Source organism: Streptomyces sp. NPDC053069 (assembly GCF_044546895.1).
In the GTDB taxonomy this organism is placed as follows: domain Bacteria; phylum Actinomycetota; class Actinomycetes; order Streptomycetales; family Streptomycetaceae; genus Streptomyces.
In genome coordinates, this window is the sequence record NZ_JBITZN010000006.1 from 318,514 (window position 1) to 334,615 (window position 16,102).

The following is a 16,102-nucleotide window of genomic DNA, read 5'->3' on the forward strand; positions in this document are numbered from 1 at the left end:
GGCCGTATGACCAGCACCGACCTGCACCTGCCCCGGGGTGCCACCGCGAACGCCCGGTACGCCGTCGACATCGGCCCCAAGTCGGCCGGCTGGACGCACAGCAGCCTGCGTGTCGTCGAATTGGCGCCCGGGGGCAGCCATACGTTCACCACTGGGGACAGCGAGTGGATCGTGCTTCCGCTGCAAGGCGGATGTACCGTACAAATTGAGACCGCATCAACTGAGCTGAGTGAGTTCCAACTCCTGGGACGGGACAGCGTGTTCGCGGACGTCTCCGACTTCGCGTACGCACCCCGGGACACCCGGGTCCAGATCGCCTCCGGCGCGGGAGGCCGCTTCGCCCTGGCAGGAGCGAAGTGCGAGCGACGACTCCCCGCCCGCTACGGCCCCGCGCCGGAGGTCCCCGTCGAGGAGCGCGGCAGCGGCGGCTGCGCCCGCCGGGTGCGCAACTTCGCGTCCGCCGACTCCTTCGCGTGCGACAAGCTGATCGCCGTGGAGGTGATCACGCCGGGCGGCAACTGGTCGTCGTACCCGCCGCACAAGCACGACGAGCACCGGCCGGGCGAGGAGTCCGAGCTGGAGGAGATCTACTACTTCGAGATCGACGGCCCGAACGGTCTCGGTTACCAGCGCGTGTTCCCTTCGCGCGCGGGCGGCGCGGACGTCCTCGCGGAGGTCCGCTCCGGCGACGCCGTCCTCGTACCCGACGGATGGCACGGCCCGTCCATCGCCCAGCCCGGGCATGACATGTACTACCTGAACGTCATGGCGGGTCCGGGCGAGACCCGGGAGTGGCGGATCTGCTTCCACCCCGACCACGTAGAAACCACAGGGGGCTACCGATGACGATCCGGCTGACCGTCGCCCAGGCACTCGTCCGTTTCCTCGCCGCCCAGTACACCGAACGCGACGGCGAGCGGCGGCGGCTGATCGGCGCCACCTGGGGCATCTTCGGCCACGGCAATGTCGCGGGGATCGGCCAGGCGCTGATCGAGTACGCCGATGTGATGCCGTACCACCAGGGCCGCAACGAGCAGTCCATGGTGCATGCGGCCGTCGGCTACGCCCGCCAGTCGAACCGCCTGTCCACGCACGCGGTGACGACGTCGATCGGCCCGGGTGCGACCAACCTGGTCACGGGCGCCGCCCTGGCCACCATCAACCATCTGCCGGTGCTGCTCCTGCCCGGCGACGTCTTCGCCACCCGTCCCGCCGACCCGGTCCTGCAGCAGCTGGAGCTGCCGTACGCGGGTGATGTGTCGGTGAACGACACCCTGCGCCCGGTCTCGAAGTACTTCGACCGCATCACCCGGCCGGAGGCGTTGATCCCGTCGGCCCTCCAGGCGATGCGGGTCCTCACCGACCCGGTGGAGACGGGCGCGGTCACGCTCGCGATGCCGCAGGACGTGCAGGCGGAGGCCTTCGACTGGCCGGAGGAGTTCTTCGCCGAGCGTGTGTGGACCGTACGACGTCCGGGCGCGGACCCGACCGAGCTGGCCGAGGCGGTGCGGGCGATCCGCGCCTCGAAGAGGCCTCTGATCATCGCGGGCGGCGGGGTCCACCACAGCCGCGCCGAGGCGGCCCTCGCCGAGTTCGCCTCGGCCACCCGCATCCCGGTCGCCTCCACCCAGGCCGGCAAGGGCTCGCTCCGGTACGACCACCCGCAGGACGTCGGCGGCATCGGCCACACCGGCACCGCGACCGCCGACGAGCTGGCCCGCACGGCCGACCTGGTGATCGGCGTCGGCACCCGGTACACCGACTTCACCACGGCCTCCGGCACCCTCTTCGAGCACCCGGACGTCCGCTTCCTCAACCTCAACATCGCGCCCTTCGACGGCCACAAGCTGGCCGGACTCCCGCTGATCGCGGACGCCCGCAGCGGCCTGGGCGAGCTGACCGAGGCACTGGTGATGCACGGGCACGAGGCGGCGGAGTCGTACGTCGCCGAGTACACGGAGGACAAGGAGCGCTGGGAGCAGCGCGTCGACGCCTGCTTCGAGGCCGAGGAGGCCGACGTACGGCCGACCCAGCCGCAGGTCGTCGGCGCCCTGGACGCCCTGGTGGACGAGTCGGACATCATCATCAACGCGGCGGGTTCGCTCCCCGGCGATCTGCACAAGCTGTGGCGGGCGCGGTCGCACGACCAGTACCACCTGGAGTACGGCTACTCCTGCATGGGCTACGAGATCCCGGCCGCGCTCGGCGTGAAGCTCGCCGCGCCCGAGCGGAACGTGTGGGCGCTGGTCGGCGACGGCACGTATCTGATGATGCCGACGGAGATCGTGACCGCCGTGCAGGAGGGCATCGCGATCAAGATCCTGCTGGTGCAGAACCACGGGTACGCGTCCATCGGCGGGCTCTCGGAGTCGGTGGGCGGCGAGCGGTTCGGCACCGCCTACCGCTACACCTCGGACGACGGCGCCTTCACCGGCGCCCCGCTGCCCGTCGACCTCGCCGCGAACGCGGCCAGCCTCGGCATGCGGGTGCTGCGCGCCAAGACCGTACGGGACCTGCGCGAGGCGCTCGCCGAGGCGCGGGCCGCCGACACTCCCACATGTGTCTACGTGGAGACCGAAACGTCCGACACTGTGTCGGGCGCGCCCCCCGCGCAGGCCTGGTGGGATGTTCCTGTGGCCGAGACCGCGACCCGACCGTCCGCGGTCAAGGCACGTGAGCTGTACGAACGGCACGTCTCGACCCGACGCCGCCATCTGTAATAAGGAGTCTCTGGGCATGACGAAGATCGTCAACCACTGGATCGGCGGGAAGACCGTCGAAGGCGCGTCGGGCACGTACGGGCCGGTCACCGACCCGGCGACCGGCGCGGTCACCACGAAGGTCGCGTTCGCGTCGGTCGAGGAGGTGGACGCGGCCGTCGCGGCGGCCAAGGACGCCTTCGTGAGCTGGGGCCAGTCCTCGCTGGCCCAGCGGACCACCATCCTCTTCCGGTTCCGGGCGCTGCTGGACGCCCACCGCGACGAGATCGCCGAGCTGATCACCGCCGAGCACGGCAAGGTGCACTCGGACGCGCTCGGCGAGGTCGCGCGCGGCCTGGAGATCGTCGACCTGGCCTGCGGCATCAACGTCCAGCTGAAGGGCGAGCTGTCCACGCAGGTCGCCAGCCGGGTCGACGTGGCCGCGATCCGCCAGCCGCTCGGTGTCGTCGCCGGCATCACGCCGTTCAACTTCCCGGCGATGGTCCCGATGTGGATGTTCCCGATCGCCATCGCGTGCGGCAACACGTTCGTGCTGAAGCCGAGCGAGAAGGACCCGTCGGCGTCGGTCCGGATCGCCGAGCTGCTGTCGGAGGCCGGTCTGCCCGACGGCGTGTTCAACGTCGTGCACGGCGACAAGGTGGCCGTCGACCGCCTCCTGGAGCACCCGGACGTCAAGGCCGTCTCCTTCGTCGGCTCGACCCCGATCGCCCGCTACATCCACACCACCGCCTCCGCCAACGGCAAGCGGGTGCAGGCCCTCGGCGGCGCCAAGAACCACATGCTGGTCCTGCCGGACGCCGACCTGGACGCGGCGGCCGACGCCGCGGTGTCCGCCGCCTACGGTTCCGCGGGCGAGCGCTGCATGGCGATCTCGGCCGTCGTCGCGGTCGGCGCGATCGGTGACACGCTGGTGGAGAAGATCCGCGAACGCGCCGAGAAGATCAAGATCGGTCCGGGCAACGACCCGGCGTCCGAGATGGGTCCGCTGATCACCGCCGCCCACCGCGACAAGGTGGCCTCGTACGTGGAGGGCGCCGCCGCCGAGGGGGCGGAGGTCGTGCTCGACGGCACCGGTTACAGCGTCGAGGGCTTCGAGGACGGCCACTGGATCGGCATCTCGCTGCTGGACAAGGTGCCGACCAGTGCCAAGGCCTACCAGGACGAGATCTTCGGCCCGGTGCTGTGCGTCCTGCGCGTCGACACGTACGAGGAGGGCGTGGACCTCATCAACGCCTCGCCGTTCGGCAACGGCACCGCGATCTTCACCCGGGACGGCGGCGCGGCCCGTCGCTTCCAGCTGGAGATCGACGCGGGCATGGTCGGCGTGAACGTCCCGATCCCGGTCCCCGTCGGCTACCACTCCTTCGGCGGCTGGAAGGACTCGCTCTTCGGCGACCACCACATCTACGGCAACGACGGCACGCACTTCTACACCCGCGGCAAGGTCGTCACCACCCGCTGGCCCGACCCGGCCGACGCCCCGGCGGGCGTGGACCTGGGCTTCCCGCGCAACCACTGAGGGCCGCCAGCCCTTCGTCAGGCCGTCCGGATTCCGGACGGCCTGACATTTTTTTGACACGTTGGCTTCGGTTCCCGTTTACGAGGGATGAAACGGGTGACTAAGGAACGTTTGGCGGTTGACCTTTGAAAGCAAGGTCACTTACCCATAAGGCTTGATGGATGTCCCTATAGGGCTTCGCAGCCTACGAATCTGATGTGACGTGAGCGCCGCCTCAAGTGCGGATTCCGAAGGTAAACGGGCATTGACGCAGCGGTTTTCGTCGGGGTTCTCTATGCAGCGCCGGGAGCGGACGAGTGAACGTACGACGATCCGCCGGAGGCGATAGCGCTCCCGTCCCCCACCTCAGTCACCCGAGTCGATCGGAACCGCCGCATGACCGACACGCTCCGCCCTGTCGACACAGCCGCCACGGACGCTCCCGAGAGTCCCCAGAAGCTCAAGCGTTCGATCGGCGTGGTCGGCGGCACCCTGCTCACCCTCTCGTGCGTGACGCCCGCCTCCACGCTCTTCGTGATCGTGCCCGACCTGTTCTCCAGCCTGGGCACCGCGACGGCGCTCTGTATCGCCATCGGCGCGCTGCTCTGTATCCCGGTGGCGTTCTGCTACTCGGAGCTGGGCACCCTCATCCCCAGCGCGGGCGGCGAGTACGCCATCGTCTCCACCCTGGCCGGACGGCTCGCCGGCTGGCTGGCCTTCGTGATGTCGCTGCTCGTCGTGATGATCGTCCCTCCGGTCATCGCGATGGGCACCGCCGACTACCTCGCCCCGGTCATCCACCTCGACCCGTCCTTCACGGGCGCCGGCGTGATGATCGCGGCCACCCTCGCCGGTCTGCTGGACCTGCGCGCCAATGCCTGGATCACCGGCATCTTCCTGGTCCTGGAGGTCGTCGCCGCCGGCGTGGTGGCCGTGCTCGGCTTCAGCCACCCGCACCGCGGGGTGAGCAGCCTCGGCTCGCTGCAGGTCGCCGGTGAGCACGCGCACGTCAACCCCGTCACGGCCATGATGGTCGTCTCCGGCCTCGCCATCGCCCTCTTCGTCACCCAGGGCTTCTCCACCGCCGTCTACCTCTCCGAGGAACTGGAGAACCCGCGCCGCAACGTCGCCCGCACCGTCCTCGCGACGCTCGTCATCTCCAGCGCGGTCATCCTGGTCCCGGTCGCCGCGATCACCGTGGGCGCCGGTGACCTGAAGAGCCTGACCGGCGGCGACATCAGCAGCATGGTCATCGCCTGGAGCAACTCGGCCGTCGGCACCTTCGTCAGCCTGTGCGTCGCCCTGGCGATCATCAACGCGGGCATCGTCATGGTCATCCAGAACTCCCGCGTCCTGTTCGCCTCCGCACGCGACAAGGCCTGGCCCGCGCCGGTCAACAAGGCCCTGGCCAAGCTCGGCCGGTTCGGCTCCCCGTGGGTCGCCACCCTCGTCGTCGGTGTCCCCGGCGCCTTCCTCTGCTTCGTCAACCTGGACACCCTCTACGGTGTCACCGGGGTCGCCGTCACCGGCCTGTACCTGCTGGTCGCGGTCGCCGCGCTGCTGGCCCGCCGCGGGGCGCACGGCGGCAAGCAGGCGTGGCGGATGCCGCTGTGGCCGGCCATGCCGGTCCTGCTGGTCGCGGTGCTCGTCTACATCCTCGTCGAGCAGGACCCGTCGTACCTGTGGTGGACCGGCGGCATCACCGCCGTCGCCACCCTCTACTGGGCCTTCTACCTCCGCCCCCGCCGCGAGACCCGCTGGCTGGTCTCCCTGCCGGACGACGTCCAGGCCGAGGAAACGGTGGCGTAGGAAGCCTGCGTTCGGCCGACAGGCTGCCGTACCGCGCCTGGTGTACGCCGGACCGGCCCCGTACTCCTGGGGAAGGGCCCGGGGTTCAGCCCACAGGCTCCGGCGGATGTCAGCGGTGGCCCGTACCGTTGAGGCATGGATCTTCGCGTCCCCGCGCTGCGAGAAGTACTCAAGGGGCCGCGGCGGCTGATGGCCGCCGCGGCCGCCGTCGTGGTGCTCGCCGGCGCCGGCACCTGGACGGCCGCCGCATCCGGGGACGCGCCCGCGGTGCGCCGGACCGACCAGGTCATGACGACGGCAGCCGGGGTGCGCATCGACACCTCGTACTTCGTCACCCCCTCCGCCGGCCGCCGCCCGGCCGTGATGCTGGCGCACGGCTTCGGCGGCACCAAGGACGACCTGCGCAAGCAGGCCGAGGACCTCGCCCGGGACGGCTACGCGGTGCTGACCTGGTCCGCGCGCGGCTTCGGCAGGTCCACGGGAAAGATCGGGCTCAACGACCCGAAGGGCGAGGTCGCCGACGTCTCCCGGCTCATCGACTGGCTGGCGAAGCAGCCCCAGGTCCGGCTCGACAAACCGGGCGACCCGCGCGTGGGCATGGCCGGCGGCTCCTACGGCGGCGCGGTCTCGCTGCTCGCCGCGGGATACGACCACCGGGTCGACGCCATCGCCCCGGCCATCACCTACTGGAACCTCGCGGACGCCCTGTTCCCGAACGGCGTCTTCAAGAAGCTGTGGACCGGTGTCTTCTTCAACACCGGCGGCGGCTGCGCCCGCTTCGAGCCCGCGCTGTGCCGGATGTACGACAGGGTCGCCGAGTCCGGCGTCCCGGACGCGGCCGCCCGCCGGCTGCTCGGCGCCCGCTCACCGTCCGCCGTCGGCTCCCGCATCAAGGTGCCCACGCTGCTCATGCAGGGCCAGACGGACTCCCTGTTCACCCTCGCCCAGTCCGACGCGGCCGAGCGGGCGATCCGGGCGAACGGCGCCCCCGTGGACGTCGACTGGATCGCGGGCGGTCATGACGGCGGCGACATGGAGAGCGGCCGGGGCGAGGCACGCGTGCATGCGTGGTTCGACCGGTATCTGAAGGGCGACGAGACCACCGGCACCGGCCCGGCCTTCCGGATCACCCGCACCGGAGGCGTGAACTCCACCGACGGCACGGCCCAGCTGCGCGGCGCGAGCGCCACCGCCTACCCCGGCCTGCGCGACCACCCGCGCGCCGTCGCCCTGACCGGCGGCACCCAGCACATCGCCAACCCGGCCGGCGCCAGCCCGCCCGGCGTCTCCGCGCTGCCCGGCCTCGGCGGCTCGGGCGGCCTGACCCAGCTGTCCGCGCTCGGTCTCGGTGTCTCCCTGGACTTCCCCGGTCAGTACGCGAAGTTCGACTCCGCCCCGCTCACCCGCGACCTGCAGATCACCGGCACCCCGACCGCGACGGTCCACCTCACCTCGACCCGCGACGACGCCGTCCTGTTCGGCAAGGTCTACGACGTCGGCCCCGACGGCACCCAGCAGGTGCTGCCCTCCCAGCTCGTCGCCCCCTTCCGAGTGACCGGCGCCAAGGCAGGCAGGGACGTCACGCTCACCCTCCCGGCGATCGACCACGAGGTGCAGAAGGGCCACCGGCTCCGCCTGGTCCTCGCCTCCACCGACCTCGGCTACGCCTCACCGGCCGCCCCGGCCACCTACACCGTCTCCCTCAAGGGAGACCTGAGCGTGCCGACGGCCCCGGCCGTCGCCACCGCCGCGGCGCCCCTGCCGGCCTGGGTGTGGTGGCTGCCGGTGGCCGCAGCGGGGGCCGCACTCGCCCTGCTGGTCACCGCCCGCCGCCGTACGGCCGGTCCCGCACCCGACCCCGGACTGGCCGAAGTCCCGCTGGTCATCAGGGACTTGAGCAAGCGGTACGCGAGGTCCACCGACCGGTACGCGGTGCGTGAGCTGTCCTTCCGCGTCGAGAAGGGCCAGGTGCTCGGCCTGCTCGGACCCAACGGCGCGGGCAAGACCACCACCCTGCGCATGCTGATGGGCCTGATCACCCCCGACGACGGCGAGATCCGCGTCTTCGGTCACGCCGTCCGGCCCGGCGCGCCCGTGCTGTCGCGGGTCGGCGCCTTCGTGGAGGGCGCGGGCTTCCTGCCGCATCTGTCCGGCCGGGCGAACCTGGAGCTGTACTGGCAGGCCACCGGCCGCCCGCCCGAGGACGCCCACCTGGACGAGGCCCTGCAGATCGCCGGGCTCGGCGACGCGCTCGCCCGTGCGGTGCGCACCTACTCGCAGGGCATGCGCCAGCGCCTCGCCATCGCCCAGGCCATGCTCGGCCTGCCCGACCTGCTCATCCTCGACGAGCCCACCAACGGCCTCGACCCGCCCCAGATACGCGAGATGCGCGAGGTGATGATCCGCTACGCGGCCGCCGGCCGTACGGTGATCGTCTCCAGCCATCTCCTCGCCGAGGTCGAGCAGTCCTGCACCCACTTGGTGGTCATGGACCGCGGCCGGCTGGTCCAGGCCGGTCCGGTCGGCGAGATCGTCGGTTCCGGCGACACCCTGCTCGTCGGCACCGCCGTCCCGGTGGAGGAGCCGGTCGTGGAGAAGGTGGCCGCACTGCCCGGCGTCGCCTCCGCCGTGCGCGCCGACGGCGGACTGCTGATCCGGCTCGAACCCGGCGGCACGGCCGAGCGGCTGGTCGTGGAGCTGGTGCGGCTGGACGTGCCCGTCGCCTCGGTCGGCCCGCACCGCCGCCTGGAAGACGCCTTCCTCACCCTGATCGGAGGTTCCGCATGAGCACGCTCACCGAGGTCGCCTCCGGCTACCGGACGCGGCACACCCTGCCCCCGCGGGTCGAGCTGGTCCGCCAGCTCAAGCGGCGCCGCACCCTGGTCATGGGCGCGATCCTCACCCTCCTGCCGTTCGTGCTGCTCATAGCCTTCGCCGTCGGCGGTGATCCGGGCGGCCGGAACAACCAGATCACCCTGATGGACACGGCCACCGCCTCCGGCGCGAACTTCGCCGCCGTGAACCTGTTCGTCTCGGCCGGCTTTCTGCTGGTCATCCCGGTCGCCCTGTTCTGCGGGGACACGGTCGCCTCGGAGGCGAGCTGGTCCTCCCTGCGCTATCTGCTCGCCGCGCCCGTGCCGCGGGCCCGGCTGCTGTGGTCCAAGCTGGTCGTGGCGCTCGGGCTGAGTCTCGCCGCGATGATCCTGCTCCCGCTGGTCGCCCTCGCCGTCGGTACGGCGGCCTACGGCTGGGGGCCGCTGCAGATACCCACCGGCGGTGCGCTGGATCCCGGTACGGCGCTGCAGCGCCTGGCGGTGACCGTGGCGTACGTCTTCGTGTCGCAGCTGGTCACCGCGGGGCTCGCGTTCTGGCTGTCGACGAAGACCGACGCCCCGCTCGGCGCGGTCGGCGGCGCGGTCGGCCTGACCATCGTCGGCAATGTCCTGGACGCCGTCACCGCCCTCGGCCACTGGCGTGACTTCCTGCCCGCGCACTGGCAGTTCGCCTGGGCCGACACCGTCCAGCCGCACCCCGAATGGTCCGGCATGATCCAGGGGACGGCGATCTCCCTGAGCTACGCACTCGTGCTCATCGCCCTGGCCTTCCGCGGGTTCGCCCGCAAGGACGTGGTGTCGTAGTTTTCCCACGCTTGAAGCACCATACGATCAATCGATTCGCCGACCAGATGTGAATACCTCTGTATAAAACCCGGGAATGCGCTCCTTCACTCCCATGGCATTCATGCGTATGGAGTAGTGCGTCGCTTTTGGCGGACTGCGGACTGCTATGTTCTGCGTCTGTCGGATCAGAGGTAACTTCAAGTGAGGTGAATCATGAAGAAGGCAGTTTTCACAACTGCGGCATTGGCGATCGGCGCGAGTCTCGTGGGTGGCTCCGCCGTCGCCGCGTCGGCCGCCGGGAAGGCGCCCGCTCGCGAAACGACCGGCCCGCTCGGCCTCATGTCCCAGACCGATGTCACTCCGGCGCTCGTGCCCGCGGCCGACACCGTGATGCGCGTGGCCAAGCAGGGCAGCCTCACCAAGGGCAGCGCGTTCGACGAGAGCCAGGCGTCGTCGGTCACCGGCAAGAACAAGGCCGCGAAAATCTCCGGCGTATACCTGGACGGTATGGGGCGCAGCACCAACAAGAAGCCCGCTATTCCGGTGAAGAACCCGCTCGGAACCGGATCGGTTCAGCTCCACCCGTTGAACGGGCCGACCAGTGCCGGGGTCGGTAGCCTCCTCAATCAGGGGTGACGCGGAAACCGTCAGGAGTCGGCGTGACCAGGATTCTGACACTCTGATCCGGTTCCCTCGTCGGAGACCCGGCACCGCAGTGCCGCGCACCCACCCCGGCGCCGATGTCGTGCCGCGCATACGCCACAAACCTGTCCGGCCCACTGGATTCCTCCTTGCCAGTGGGCCGGACGCATGTCGGCGTTCACTTCGGGCCTCGGGCGGCTCCAGGAATCGGCGCACGGCACCGTTCCGCCATCCGGTGGAATCCGCCCGGTATGCCCGGTGTCCGCGTGACTTTTCGCCGCATATTTCGGTTTCTTGCTATGTAAGCGCGGCTTACCGTGAATCCAGGAAGGAACCGAGTTGACCAGGAAGTTCGCGGTCGTCACAGCACTCGCCCTTAGCGCGCTCTGCGGCAGCGCCGGCGTTGCCTCCGCCCACTCGAACACGACCAACGTCACTGGTGGTGACGGCTTTTCGGAGTCCCCGGTCGTCGTGAACGCCCCTCAGCAGGGCGTGGTTGTCGTCAACGGCTCGCTCATCGACGGCCGCTGCATCGCGCCGTGGTCCAACGGTGCCGTCGGCGTCCTCGGCGGTGCCGCGACCATCGTGCCGAATTCGCACTACGCCGCCTGCAACACCGCGCCGGTCGACCAGTCGCAGAAGGCCGCTTACCAGGGCGGCCTGCTCTTCTGACCCCTGCTTCGAGTCATTCCGAGCAGGTGAACCCCTCGCAGTCCGGAAAGGACACTCCATGCGTAACAAGGTTACGGCCATCTCCGCCCTCGCCGCGGGCGTCGTCCTCGCGGCCGCCGGCACTGCCGCAGCCGACAACTGCACGACGGTCACCGGCGGCAACGGCTTCTCGTCGTCCCCGGTTGTCGTGAACGCCCCGCAGCAGGGCGCCGTCGTCTCCAACGGCACGCTCGTCGACCTGCGCTGCGTCGCGCCCTGGTCCAACGGTGCTGTCGGCGTCCTCGGCGGTGCCGCGACCATCGTGCCGAACTCGCACTACGCCGCCTGCAACACCGCGGGCGTCGACCAGTCGCAGCGTGCCACGTACACGGGTGGCCTGCTCTTCTGAGCCCCCTTCATGCTCCGAACCATCCCGGAGCAGGGCGGGGACGTCGGCAGACGTGCCCGCCCGACCTGCCCCTCCCATCCGAAAGGCGCATCCATGCGTAAGAAGGTTACGGCCCTGTCCGCCCTGGCAGCGGGCCTCGTCCTGGCAGCCGGTGGCACCGCTGCGGCCGACAACACCACCACCGTCACCGGCGGCAACGGCTTCTCGGAGTCCCCGGTCGTCGTGAACTCCCCTCAGCAGGGCCTCTTGGTCTCCAACGGCTCGCTCATCGACGGCCGCTGCATCGCGCCGTGGTCCAACGGCTCGGTCGGCGTCCTCGGCGGTGCCGGTGTCGCCGCGCCGAACTCGCACTACGCCGCCTGCAACACCGCGGGCGTCGACCAGTCGCAGCTGGCTCCCTACACCGGTGGTCTGCTGTTCTGAGCAGCCCGGAGCCTGGCGGCCCGCCGACGCTCGGCGGGCCGCCATCTGCTTTTCCCGGACACGAGGAAGGCCGGCTCCGAGAACCCCGGAGCCGGCCTGAAATCCCAGCGGATGCGTCTTCTACTTCAAGACGGGAAGCGCGGCGGGCGGCTTGCCGTTGAGGGGGTTCGGCAGGGCGCCGCCCAGAACGGGGGTCTTGACGACACCCGACTTCTTCACCCCGTCCGCCGCGTGCTTGACATCGCTGGCCAGGGCGCCGGTCGGCATCTCGGCCGCGTGGGGGAGAGACCGGGCAACCGTCTTCCCGTCATCGATGAGGCCCTGCGCCGGTACGTCCGCCGCGAAAGCCGGCGCCGCGGCGCCCGCCATGGCCAGGGTGCCGACAACGATGGCGGCAGCCTTCAGACTCTTCATTGTGTTCCTTTCTCTCGCTTCCGCTGGGCTAACGAGAGAGGGGCGCCGCGGGAAACTCCGTTGACCGCAACTTCCCCGGAACTCATACATCCTGAACGACATCGCAGAAATGCTTGTCGGATTATCGGTGCATTACGCCGGACTGTGGCAGGTCCAAGCAGGTGAATTCTTCCGACACGGTTGACGGCTCCGCAGAAAAAGGGACTAGATGCTTTGCGCTGGTTCCAAGTTTTTCGTCGGAAGGGAAGCCTCGGTCATGCGCATTCCCCGTGAGCCGAACGTCCTGCACGTCACTCAGCCGGTCGAGGGCGGTGTCGCACGTTTCGTGACGGACCTGACGGTGGCTCAGCTCGCTGCGGGGCTGCATGTCAGTGTCGCCTGCCCGCGCGGCGGCACACTGACGGACGCGCTGCGCGCCGAGGGCTGCAGGGTGCTTCCGTGGAACGCGACCCGCTCACCCGGACCCCGGCTCCCCGGTGAAGTGGCCCTGCTGGCCCGGGTGCTGCGCGAGGTGCGTCCCGACGTGGTGCACGCGCACGGCGCGAAGGCGGGGCTCGCCACCCGGCTCGCGGTGCGCGGCCGGCTCCCGACCGTCTTCCAGCCGCACGCGTGGTCGTTCGAGGCCGTCGACGGTGTCAAGGCCCACGCCGCTGTGCGCTGGGAGCAGTTCGGGGCGCGGTGGGCGGCGCGCGTCCTCTGCGTGAGCGAGGCGGAACGGCGTACCGGGGAACAGCACGGCATCACCGCCCAGTGGCTCATGGTCCCCGACGGCGTCGACACACGCAGGTTCCGGCCCGAGGGGAGCATCGCCCGGTTCGCGGCGGGCCCCCTGGTCGTGTGCGTGGGACGGCTGTGCCGGCAGAAGGGCCAGGATGTGCTCCTGCGGGCCTGGCCCGCCGTCGTACGGCAGGTGCCGGACGCCCGGCTGGTGCTGGTCGGCGACGGCCCGGACGCGGGCCGACTGCGCGCGGCGGCGCCCGCGTCGGTGGAGTTCGCCGGCCCGGCAGCCGACGCCGCCCCCTGGTACCGGGCCGCCGATGTGGTGGTCCTGCCATCCCGCCGGGAGGGCCGGGCGCTCGTCCCCCTGGAGGCCATGGCGTGCGGCCGGCCGGTCCTCGTGACGGACGTGGACGGCCTGCGCGAGAGCCTGCCGCCCGGCCATCTGCCGCACTGCCTGGTGCCGCCGGAGGACTCCGACGCGCTGGCGCGGGCGCTGGCGGCGCTGCTGCGCCGTACGCCGCTGCGCGCGGCCCTGGGTGCGCAGGGCCGCGCGCACGTGGTCGCCGCCCACGACGTCCAGCAGACCAGGGACGCGGTGAGCGAGGTGTACCGGGAACTGCTCGGCATCGGCACCACGCCGTTCGTGCCCAGCCAGAGCAGGGAGTCCATCACCACGTGAGGGCGCCGTCCCTTCGGCGTCGTCCCCTCAGCAGGCCCCGGCCGGTCACTTGGCGGCGAACGCGGTCACGTCGAGCGGCGCCGACCGGGGCGTGGTGTTCTTTCCGTCGGTGACGGCGATCGTATAGCGGTGCTGAGAGCCGGGAGAGACCTCGTCCGTGTACGACATCTCCGGGCGGTACCACTCGGCCGACCGCTGCTTCCGCGTGGCCACGAGGACCCCGTCCCGGTAGATCCGGTAGGTCAGCTCCGCGTCGTCCCTGTCCCAGGAGGCGCGCCAGATCAGTGTGACCTTCCCGGTGCGTGAGCCGTCGCTCGTGAGCCGGGGAGCCTCCTGGGGAGCCGTGTCGAGGGGACCGGCCCCGAAGCGCGTCAGGCCCTGCTGGGGTGTGCCGTTGACCGCGGTGAACTCACCGCCCGCCCACAGGATGTCGCCCGCCATCACGAGCGTTCGCGGGCCCACCTTCTCGCCGATGCCGTCGTCGGTGTCGGGGAACCAGTGCAGGATGCGCTTGTCGTCGGCCGACTGCGCGAGGAAGTGCCGACGGGCCCCGTCGGGGAAGCCGCCCGGTGTCAGCCCGCAGTAGTGGGCGTGGGAAGCGCTGTACAGGACGCCCTTGTGCACGACGACATCCTGGGTGGCGCCCAGGCAGGTGTCCTTCCAGACCATCGCTCCGTCGGACAGCCGGCCGGCGATACGGCCGTCGAAGATTCCCGTCCCCGAGCCCTCGGCGCCCAGATAGAAGTGGTCGCCGTTGCGTGCCAGCGACGTCACGGCGGACCGTTCCGGAACCCAGTCCGGAAAGGACCGCACGGTCGCGCCGGTTGCGGGATCCAGGGAGACCAGCGACTGCTCCGGACGGCCGTTGACGTTGTGGAAGTCGCCGCCGACGAGGACCTGGCCGCGATCGGGCGCGGCCAGGACGGCACGGACCGGCTCGTCGATGTCGGCACTGAACGGCAGCAGCGAGCCGCTCGGGGTGAACGCCGCGACGCGCTTCCTGGACTGGCCGTCGACGACGGTGAACTCACCGCCCAGATAGACCGTCCTGCCGGTGGTCTCGATGGCCCGCACGAGCGCGCCCATCGCGGGGCGGAAGTCCTTGCGCAGTGAACAGTCGGCCGTGTTGAGCGCGACCGCACTGGCCACACCCGTGCGGTCGACGTGACCGAACGATCCGCCGACGTACAGCACTTTGCCGTCGGGCGAGGCCTTCAGGGCCCGTACCGTGTCCATACCGCCGGTGAAGGAGTGCTCGCACGGCAGCAGTTTGCCCGTCACGGCGTCGAACGCCGCGAAGTTCTTCCGGACGACCTCCCGCTCACCGGGCTCGGCGCCGGGCGGGCGGACGCTGTCGAAGGTGCCGCCGACGTAGACGACACCGCGCGCGTACTCGACGGACCAGACGATTCCGTCCGTCTGCCAGGTCGCCAACGGGGCGGCGGTCAGGGTCTTTTCGTCGCGCGGCTGCGCGCCGGACGCGGTGGTGAGTGAGGCGGCGGCAAGGAGGACCGTCGCACATGCCGTGGTGGCGGCTCTGGAGGTGCTTTTCCTTAGACGCATGGCACATCCCGGGTCGAGGGATACGGGGCGAGAAGCTTTCCGAAAGTAGACATCCGGCACCGGATCCCAGGATTCGACAAGCGGGCGCTCCACCCTTCAGGCCCTTACTGAAGCTCAAATGGCCTAGGAAAAGGAGTCGTAATCCATAACGGCAGTCCACTCGTGCAAGTGTGGGGACGCCCGGCGGCGGACGCTTGGTCAAGCTCGAACTGCCAATGGAAATGGCGTGAGAGTTCGCCAGGGCGAGTTCAGGTATCCGAGGTCAGGTACCCAAGCATTGAGGAGGAGTACTCGTTATGCGAGTAGCTGCCCGAACGAGAACGCAGGCACGAGGGCGGAGTTGGGGTGCGCGGCTCGTCGGCGCCGGCCTGACCGCGACCGTGGCGTTCGGTATCGCCGCCGGCCCCGCGTCGGCCCACGCCCTTGACCGGGTGATGCCGGCGTGCAAGTCCTGCCCGACGACCGGCACGTCGTCGTGCACGACATGCCAGTCGAACGGCACACCAGGGTGCTCGGCGTGCCAGCCGTCGACGCCGCCCCCGTCCGGCTGCACGCCGTGCCAGACGACCCCGCCCCCGCCCCCTCCGACCTGCCCGGCGGGCGCAACCGGGTTCAGCGTGACCAATCCGCTGACCGGACCGGTGGCGATCCCCGGCGACGGAAGCCTCCAGCTCACCGTCACCAACGGCACCCAGGGGGAGGTGTTCGGCTTCAGCATCCCCTCGTCCGCGCACCGTTCCGCCGTCCAGGTCACGGTCACGGGCAGCACGGGCGCCAAGGTCTACAACTACGACAGCTCGACGGGCTTCCCCGACGGCACGGCGGCCGACGCGGGGCTCCACGCCCCGGCCGACTCCAGCGGGAAGGACCCGCTCATCACCCGTATCGACTTCTGCGTCAAGCCCACCAAGTACTGACACGGCGGCGCCCGGCAACGCCCGGCCCTGCCGCACG

At 70.5% G+C, this 16,102-nt stretch carries 14 protein-coding genes; 12 read left to right on the forward strand and 2 right to left on the reverse strand.

Annotation, left to right across the window (positions count from 1 at the left end; all coding sequences use genetic code 11):
• The first annotated feature begins 6 nt into the window (after nucleotides 1–6).
• The 10 genes from iolB (at nucleotide 7) to ACIGXP_RS16615 (ending at nucleotide 11,772) form a co-directional block, all read left to right on the forward strand.
• The gene (gene iolB / locus ACIGXP_RS16570) at nucleotides 7–846 is read left to right on the forward strand and encodes a 5-deoxy-glucuronate isomerase (RefSeq protein WP_363214016.1); all 840 of its coding nucleotides are present in this window, start codon (nucleotides 7–9) and stop codon (nucleotides 844–846) included.
• Complete coding sequence (gene iolD, locus ACIGXP_RS16575; RefSeq protein ID WP_363214017.1) at nucleotides 843–2,720, forward strand: 3D-(3,5/4)-trihydroxycyclohexane-1,2-dione acylhydrolase (decyclizing); 1,878 nt, start codon at nucleotides 843–845, stop codon at nucleotides 2,718–2,720. Before iolB ends, iolD begins: the two co-directional genes overlap by 4 nt.
• Before the next feature lie 16 nt (nucleotides 2,721–2,736).
• Nucleotides 2,737–4,239 (forward strand): CoA-acylating methylmalonate-semialdehyde dehydrogenase, encoded by a 1,503-nt coding sequence (mmsA, locus tag ACIGXP_RS16580; RefSeq protein ID WP_399768863.1) that lies wholly within the window; start codon nucleotides 2,737–2,739, stop codon nucleotides 4,237–4,239.
• Nucleotides 4,240–4,614: 375 nt separating this feature from the next.
• Entirely contained in the window at nucleotides 4,615–6,027 is a 1,413-nt protein-coding gene (locus tag ACIGXP_RS16585; protein ID WP_363214019.1) for an APC family permease, read from the forward strand.
• Nucleotides 6,028–6,162: 135 nt separating this feature from the next.
• Nucleotides 6,163–8,814: an alpha/beta fold hydrolase gene (locus ACIGXP_RS16590; protein ID WP_399768865.1), complete on the forward strand. Its 2,652-nt coding sequence runs from the start codon at nucleotides 6,163–6,165 to the stop codon at nucleotides 8,812–8,814.
• Entirely contained in the window at nucleotides 8,811–9,665 is an 855-nt protein-coding gene (locus ACIGXP_RS16595) for an ABC transporter permease (RefSeq protein WP_399768867.1), read from the forward strand. Before ACIGXP_RS16590 ends, ACIGXP_RS16595 begins: the two co-directional genes overlap by 4 nt.
• A gap of 195 nt (nucleotides 9,666–9,860) precedes the next feature.
• Complete coding sequence (locus ACIGXP_RS16600) at nucleotides 9,861–10,283, forward strand: hypothetical protein (protein ID WP_363214022.1); 423 nt, start codon at nucleotides 9,861–9,863, stop codon at nucleotides 10,281–10,283.
• Between the two features lie 345 nt (nucleotides 10,284–10,628).
• Nucleotides 10,629–10,961 (forward strand): hypothetical protein, encoded by a 333-nt coding sequence (locus tag ACIGXP_RS16605; RefSeq protein WP_363214023.1) that lies wholly within the window; start codon nucleotides 10,629–10,631, stop codon nucleotides 10,959–10,961.
• A gap of 58 nt (nucleotides 10,962–11,019) precedes the next feature.
• The gene (locus tag ACIGXP_RS16610) at nucleotides 11,020–11,349 is read left to right on the forward strand and encodes a hypothetical protein (protein ID WP_351245713.1); all 330 of its coding nucleotides are present in this window, start codon (nucleotides 11,020–11,022) and stop codon (nucleotides 11,347–11,349) included.
• A 93-nt stretch (nucleotides 11,350–11,442) separates the two neighbouring features.
• A complete protein-coding gene (locus tag ACIGXP_RS16615) occupies nucleotides 11,443–11,772 on the forward strand; it encodes a hypothetical protein (protein WP_363214024.1) in 330 nt (109 codons plus the stop codon).
• A gap of 120 nt (nucleotides 11,773–11,892) precedes the next feature.
• On the opposite strand, the gene ACIGXP_RS16620 is transcribed toward ACIGXP_RS16615, so the two are convergent.
• Nucleotides 11,893–12,186 (reverse strand): hypothetical protein, encoded by a 294-nt coding sequence (locus tag ACIGXP_RS16620; RefSeq protein WP_363214025.1) that lies wholly within the window; start codon nucleotides 12,184–12,186, stop codon nucleotides 11,893–11,895.
• A gap of 256 nt (nucleotides 12,187–12,442) precedes the next feature.
• Here ACIGXP_RS16620 and ACIGXP_RS16625 point away from each other — a divergent pair, with 256 nt between their 5' ends.
• Entirely contained in the window at nucleotides 12,443–13,585 is a 1,143-nt protein-coding gene (locus tag ACIGXP_RS16625; RefSeq protein WP_399768871.1) for a glycosyltransferase, read from the forward strand.
• A 45-nt stretch (nucleotides 13,586–13,630) separates the two neighbouring features.
• On the opposite strand, the gene ACIGXP_RS16630 is transcribed toward ACIGXP_RS16625, so the two are convergent.
• Nucleotides 13,631–15,148 carry a fibronectin type III domain-containing protein gene (locus ACIGXP_RS16630; RefSeq protein ID WP_363214027.1) on the reverse strand — a complete coding sequence of 506 codons (1,518 nt, stop codon included), beginning with the start codon at nucleotides 15,146–15,148 and terminating at the stop codon, nucleotides 13,631–13,633.
• 617 nt (nucleotides 15,149–15,765) lie between these two features.
• Here ACIGXP_RS16630 and ACIGXP_RS16635 point away from each other — a divergent pair.
• Nucleotides 15,766–16,065 (forward strand): hypothetical protein, encoded by a 300-nt coding sequence (locus tag ACIGXP_RS16635; RefSeq protein ID WP_363214028.1) that lies wholly within the window; start codon nucleotides 15,766–15,768, stop codon nucleotides 16,063–16,065.
• Nucleotides 16,066–16,102 lie beyond the last annotated feature (37 nt).

Coding starts and splice junctions, on each gene's coding strand:
- iolB (WP_363214016.1), top strand. CDS start 7: ATGACCAGCACCGACCTGCACCTGCCCCGGGGTGCCACCGCGAACGCC.
- iolD (WP_363214017.1), top strand. CDS start 843: ATGACGATCCGGCTGACCGTCGCCCAGGCACTCGTCCGTTTCCTCGCC.
- mmsA (WP_399768863.1), top strand. CDS start 2,737: ATGACGAAGATCGTCAACCACTGGATCGGCGGGAAGACCGTCGAAGGC.
- ACIGXP_RS16585 (WP_363214019.1), top strand. CDS start 4,615: ATGACCGACACGCTCCGCCCTGTCGACACAGCCGCCACGGACGCTCCC.
- ACIGXP_RS16590 (WP_399768865.1), top strand. CDS start 6,163: ATGGATCTTCGCGTCCCCGCGCTGCGAGAAGTACTCAAGGGGCCGCGG.
- ACIGXP_RS16595 (WP_399768867.1), top strand. CDS start 8,811: ATGAGCACGCTCACCGAGGTCGCCTCCGGCTACCGGACGCGGCACACC.
- ACIGXP_RS16600 (WP_363214022.1), top strand. CDS start 9,861: ATGAAGAAGGCAGTTTTCACAACTGCGGCATTGGCGATCGGCGCGAGT.
- ACIGXP_RS16610 (WP_351245713.1), top strand. CDS start 11,020: ATGCGTAACAAGGTTACGGCCATCTCCGCCCTCGCCGCGGGCGTCGTC.
- ACIGXP_RS16615 (WP_363214024.1), top strand. CDS start 11,443: ATGCGTAAGAAGGTTACGGCCCTGTCCGCCCTGGCAGCGGGCCTCGTC.
- ACIGXP_RS16620 (WP_363214025.1), bottom strand. CDS start 12,186: ATGAAGAGTCTGAAGGCTGCCGCCATCGTTGTCGGCACCCTGGCCATG.
- ACIGXP_RS16625 (WP_399768871.1), top strand. CDS start 12,443: ATGCGCATTCCCCGTGAGCCGAACGTCCTGCACGTCACTCAGCCGGTC.
- ACIGXP_RS16630 (WP_363214027.1), bottom strand. CDS start 15,148: ATGCGTCTAAGGAAAAGCACCTCCAGAGCCGCCACCACGGCATGTGCG.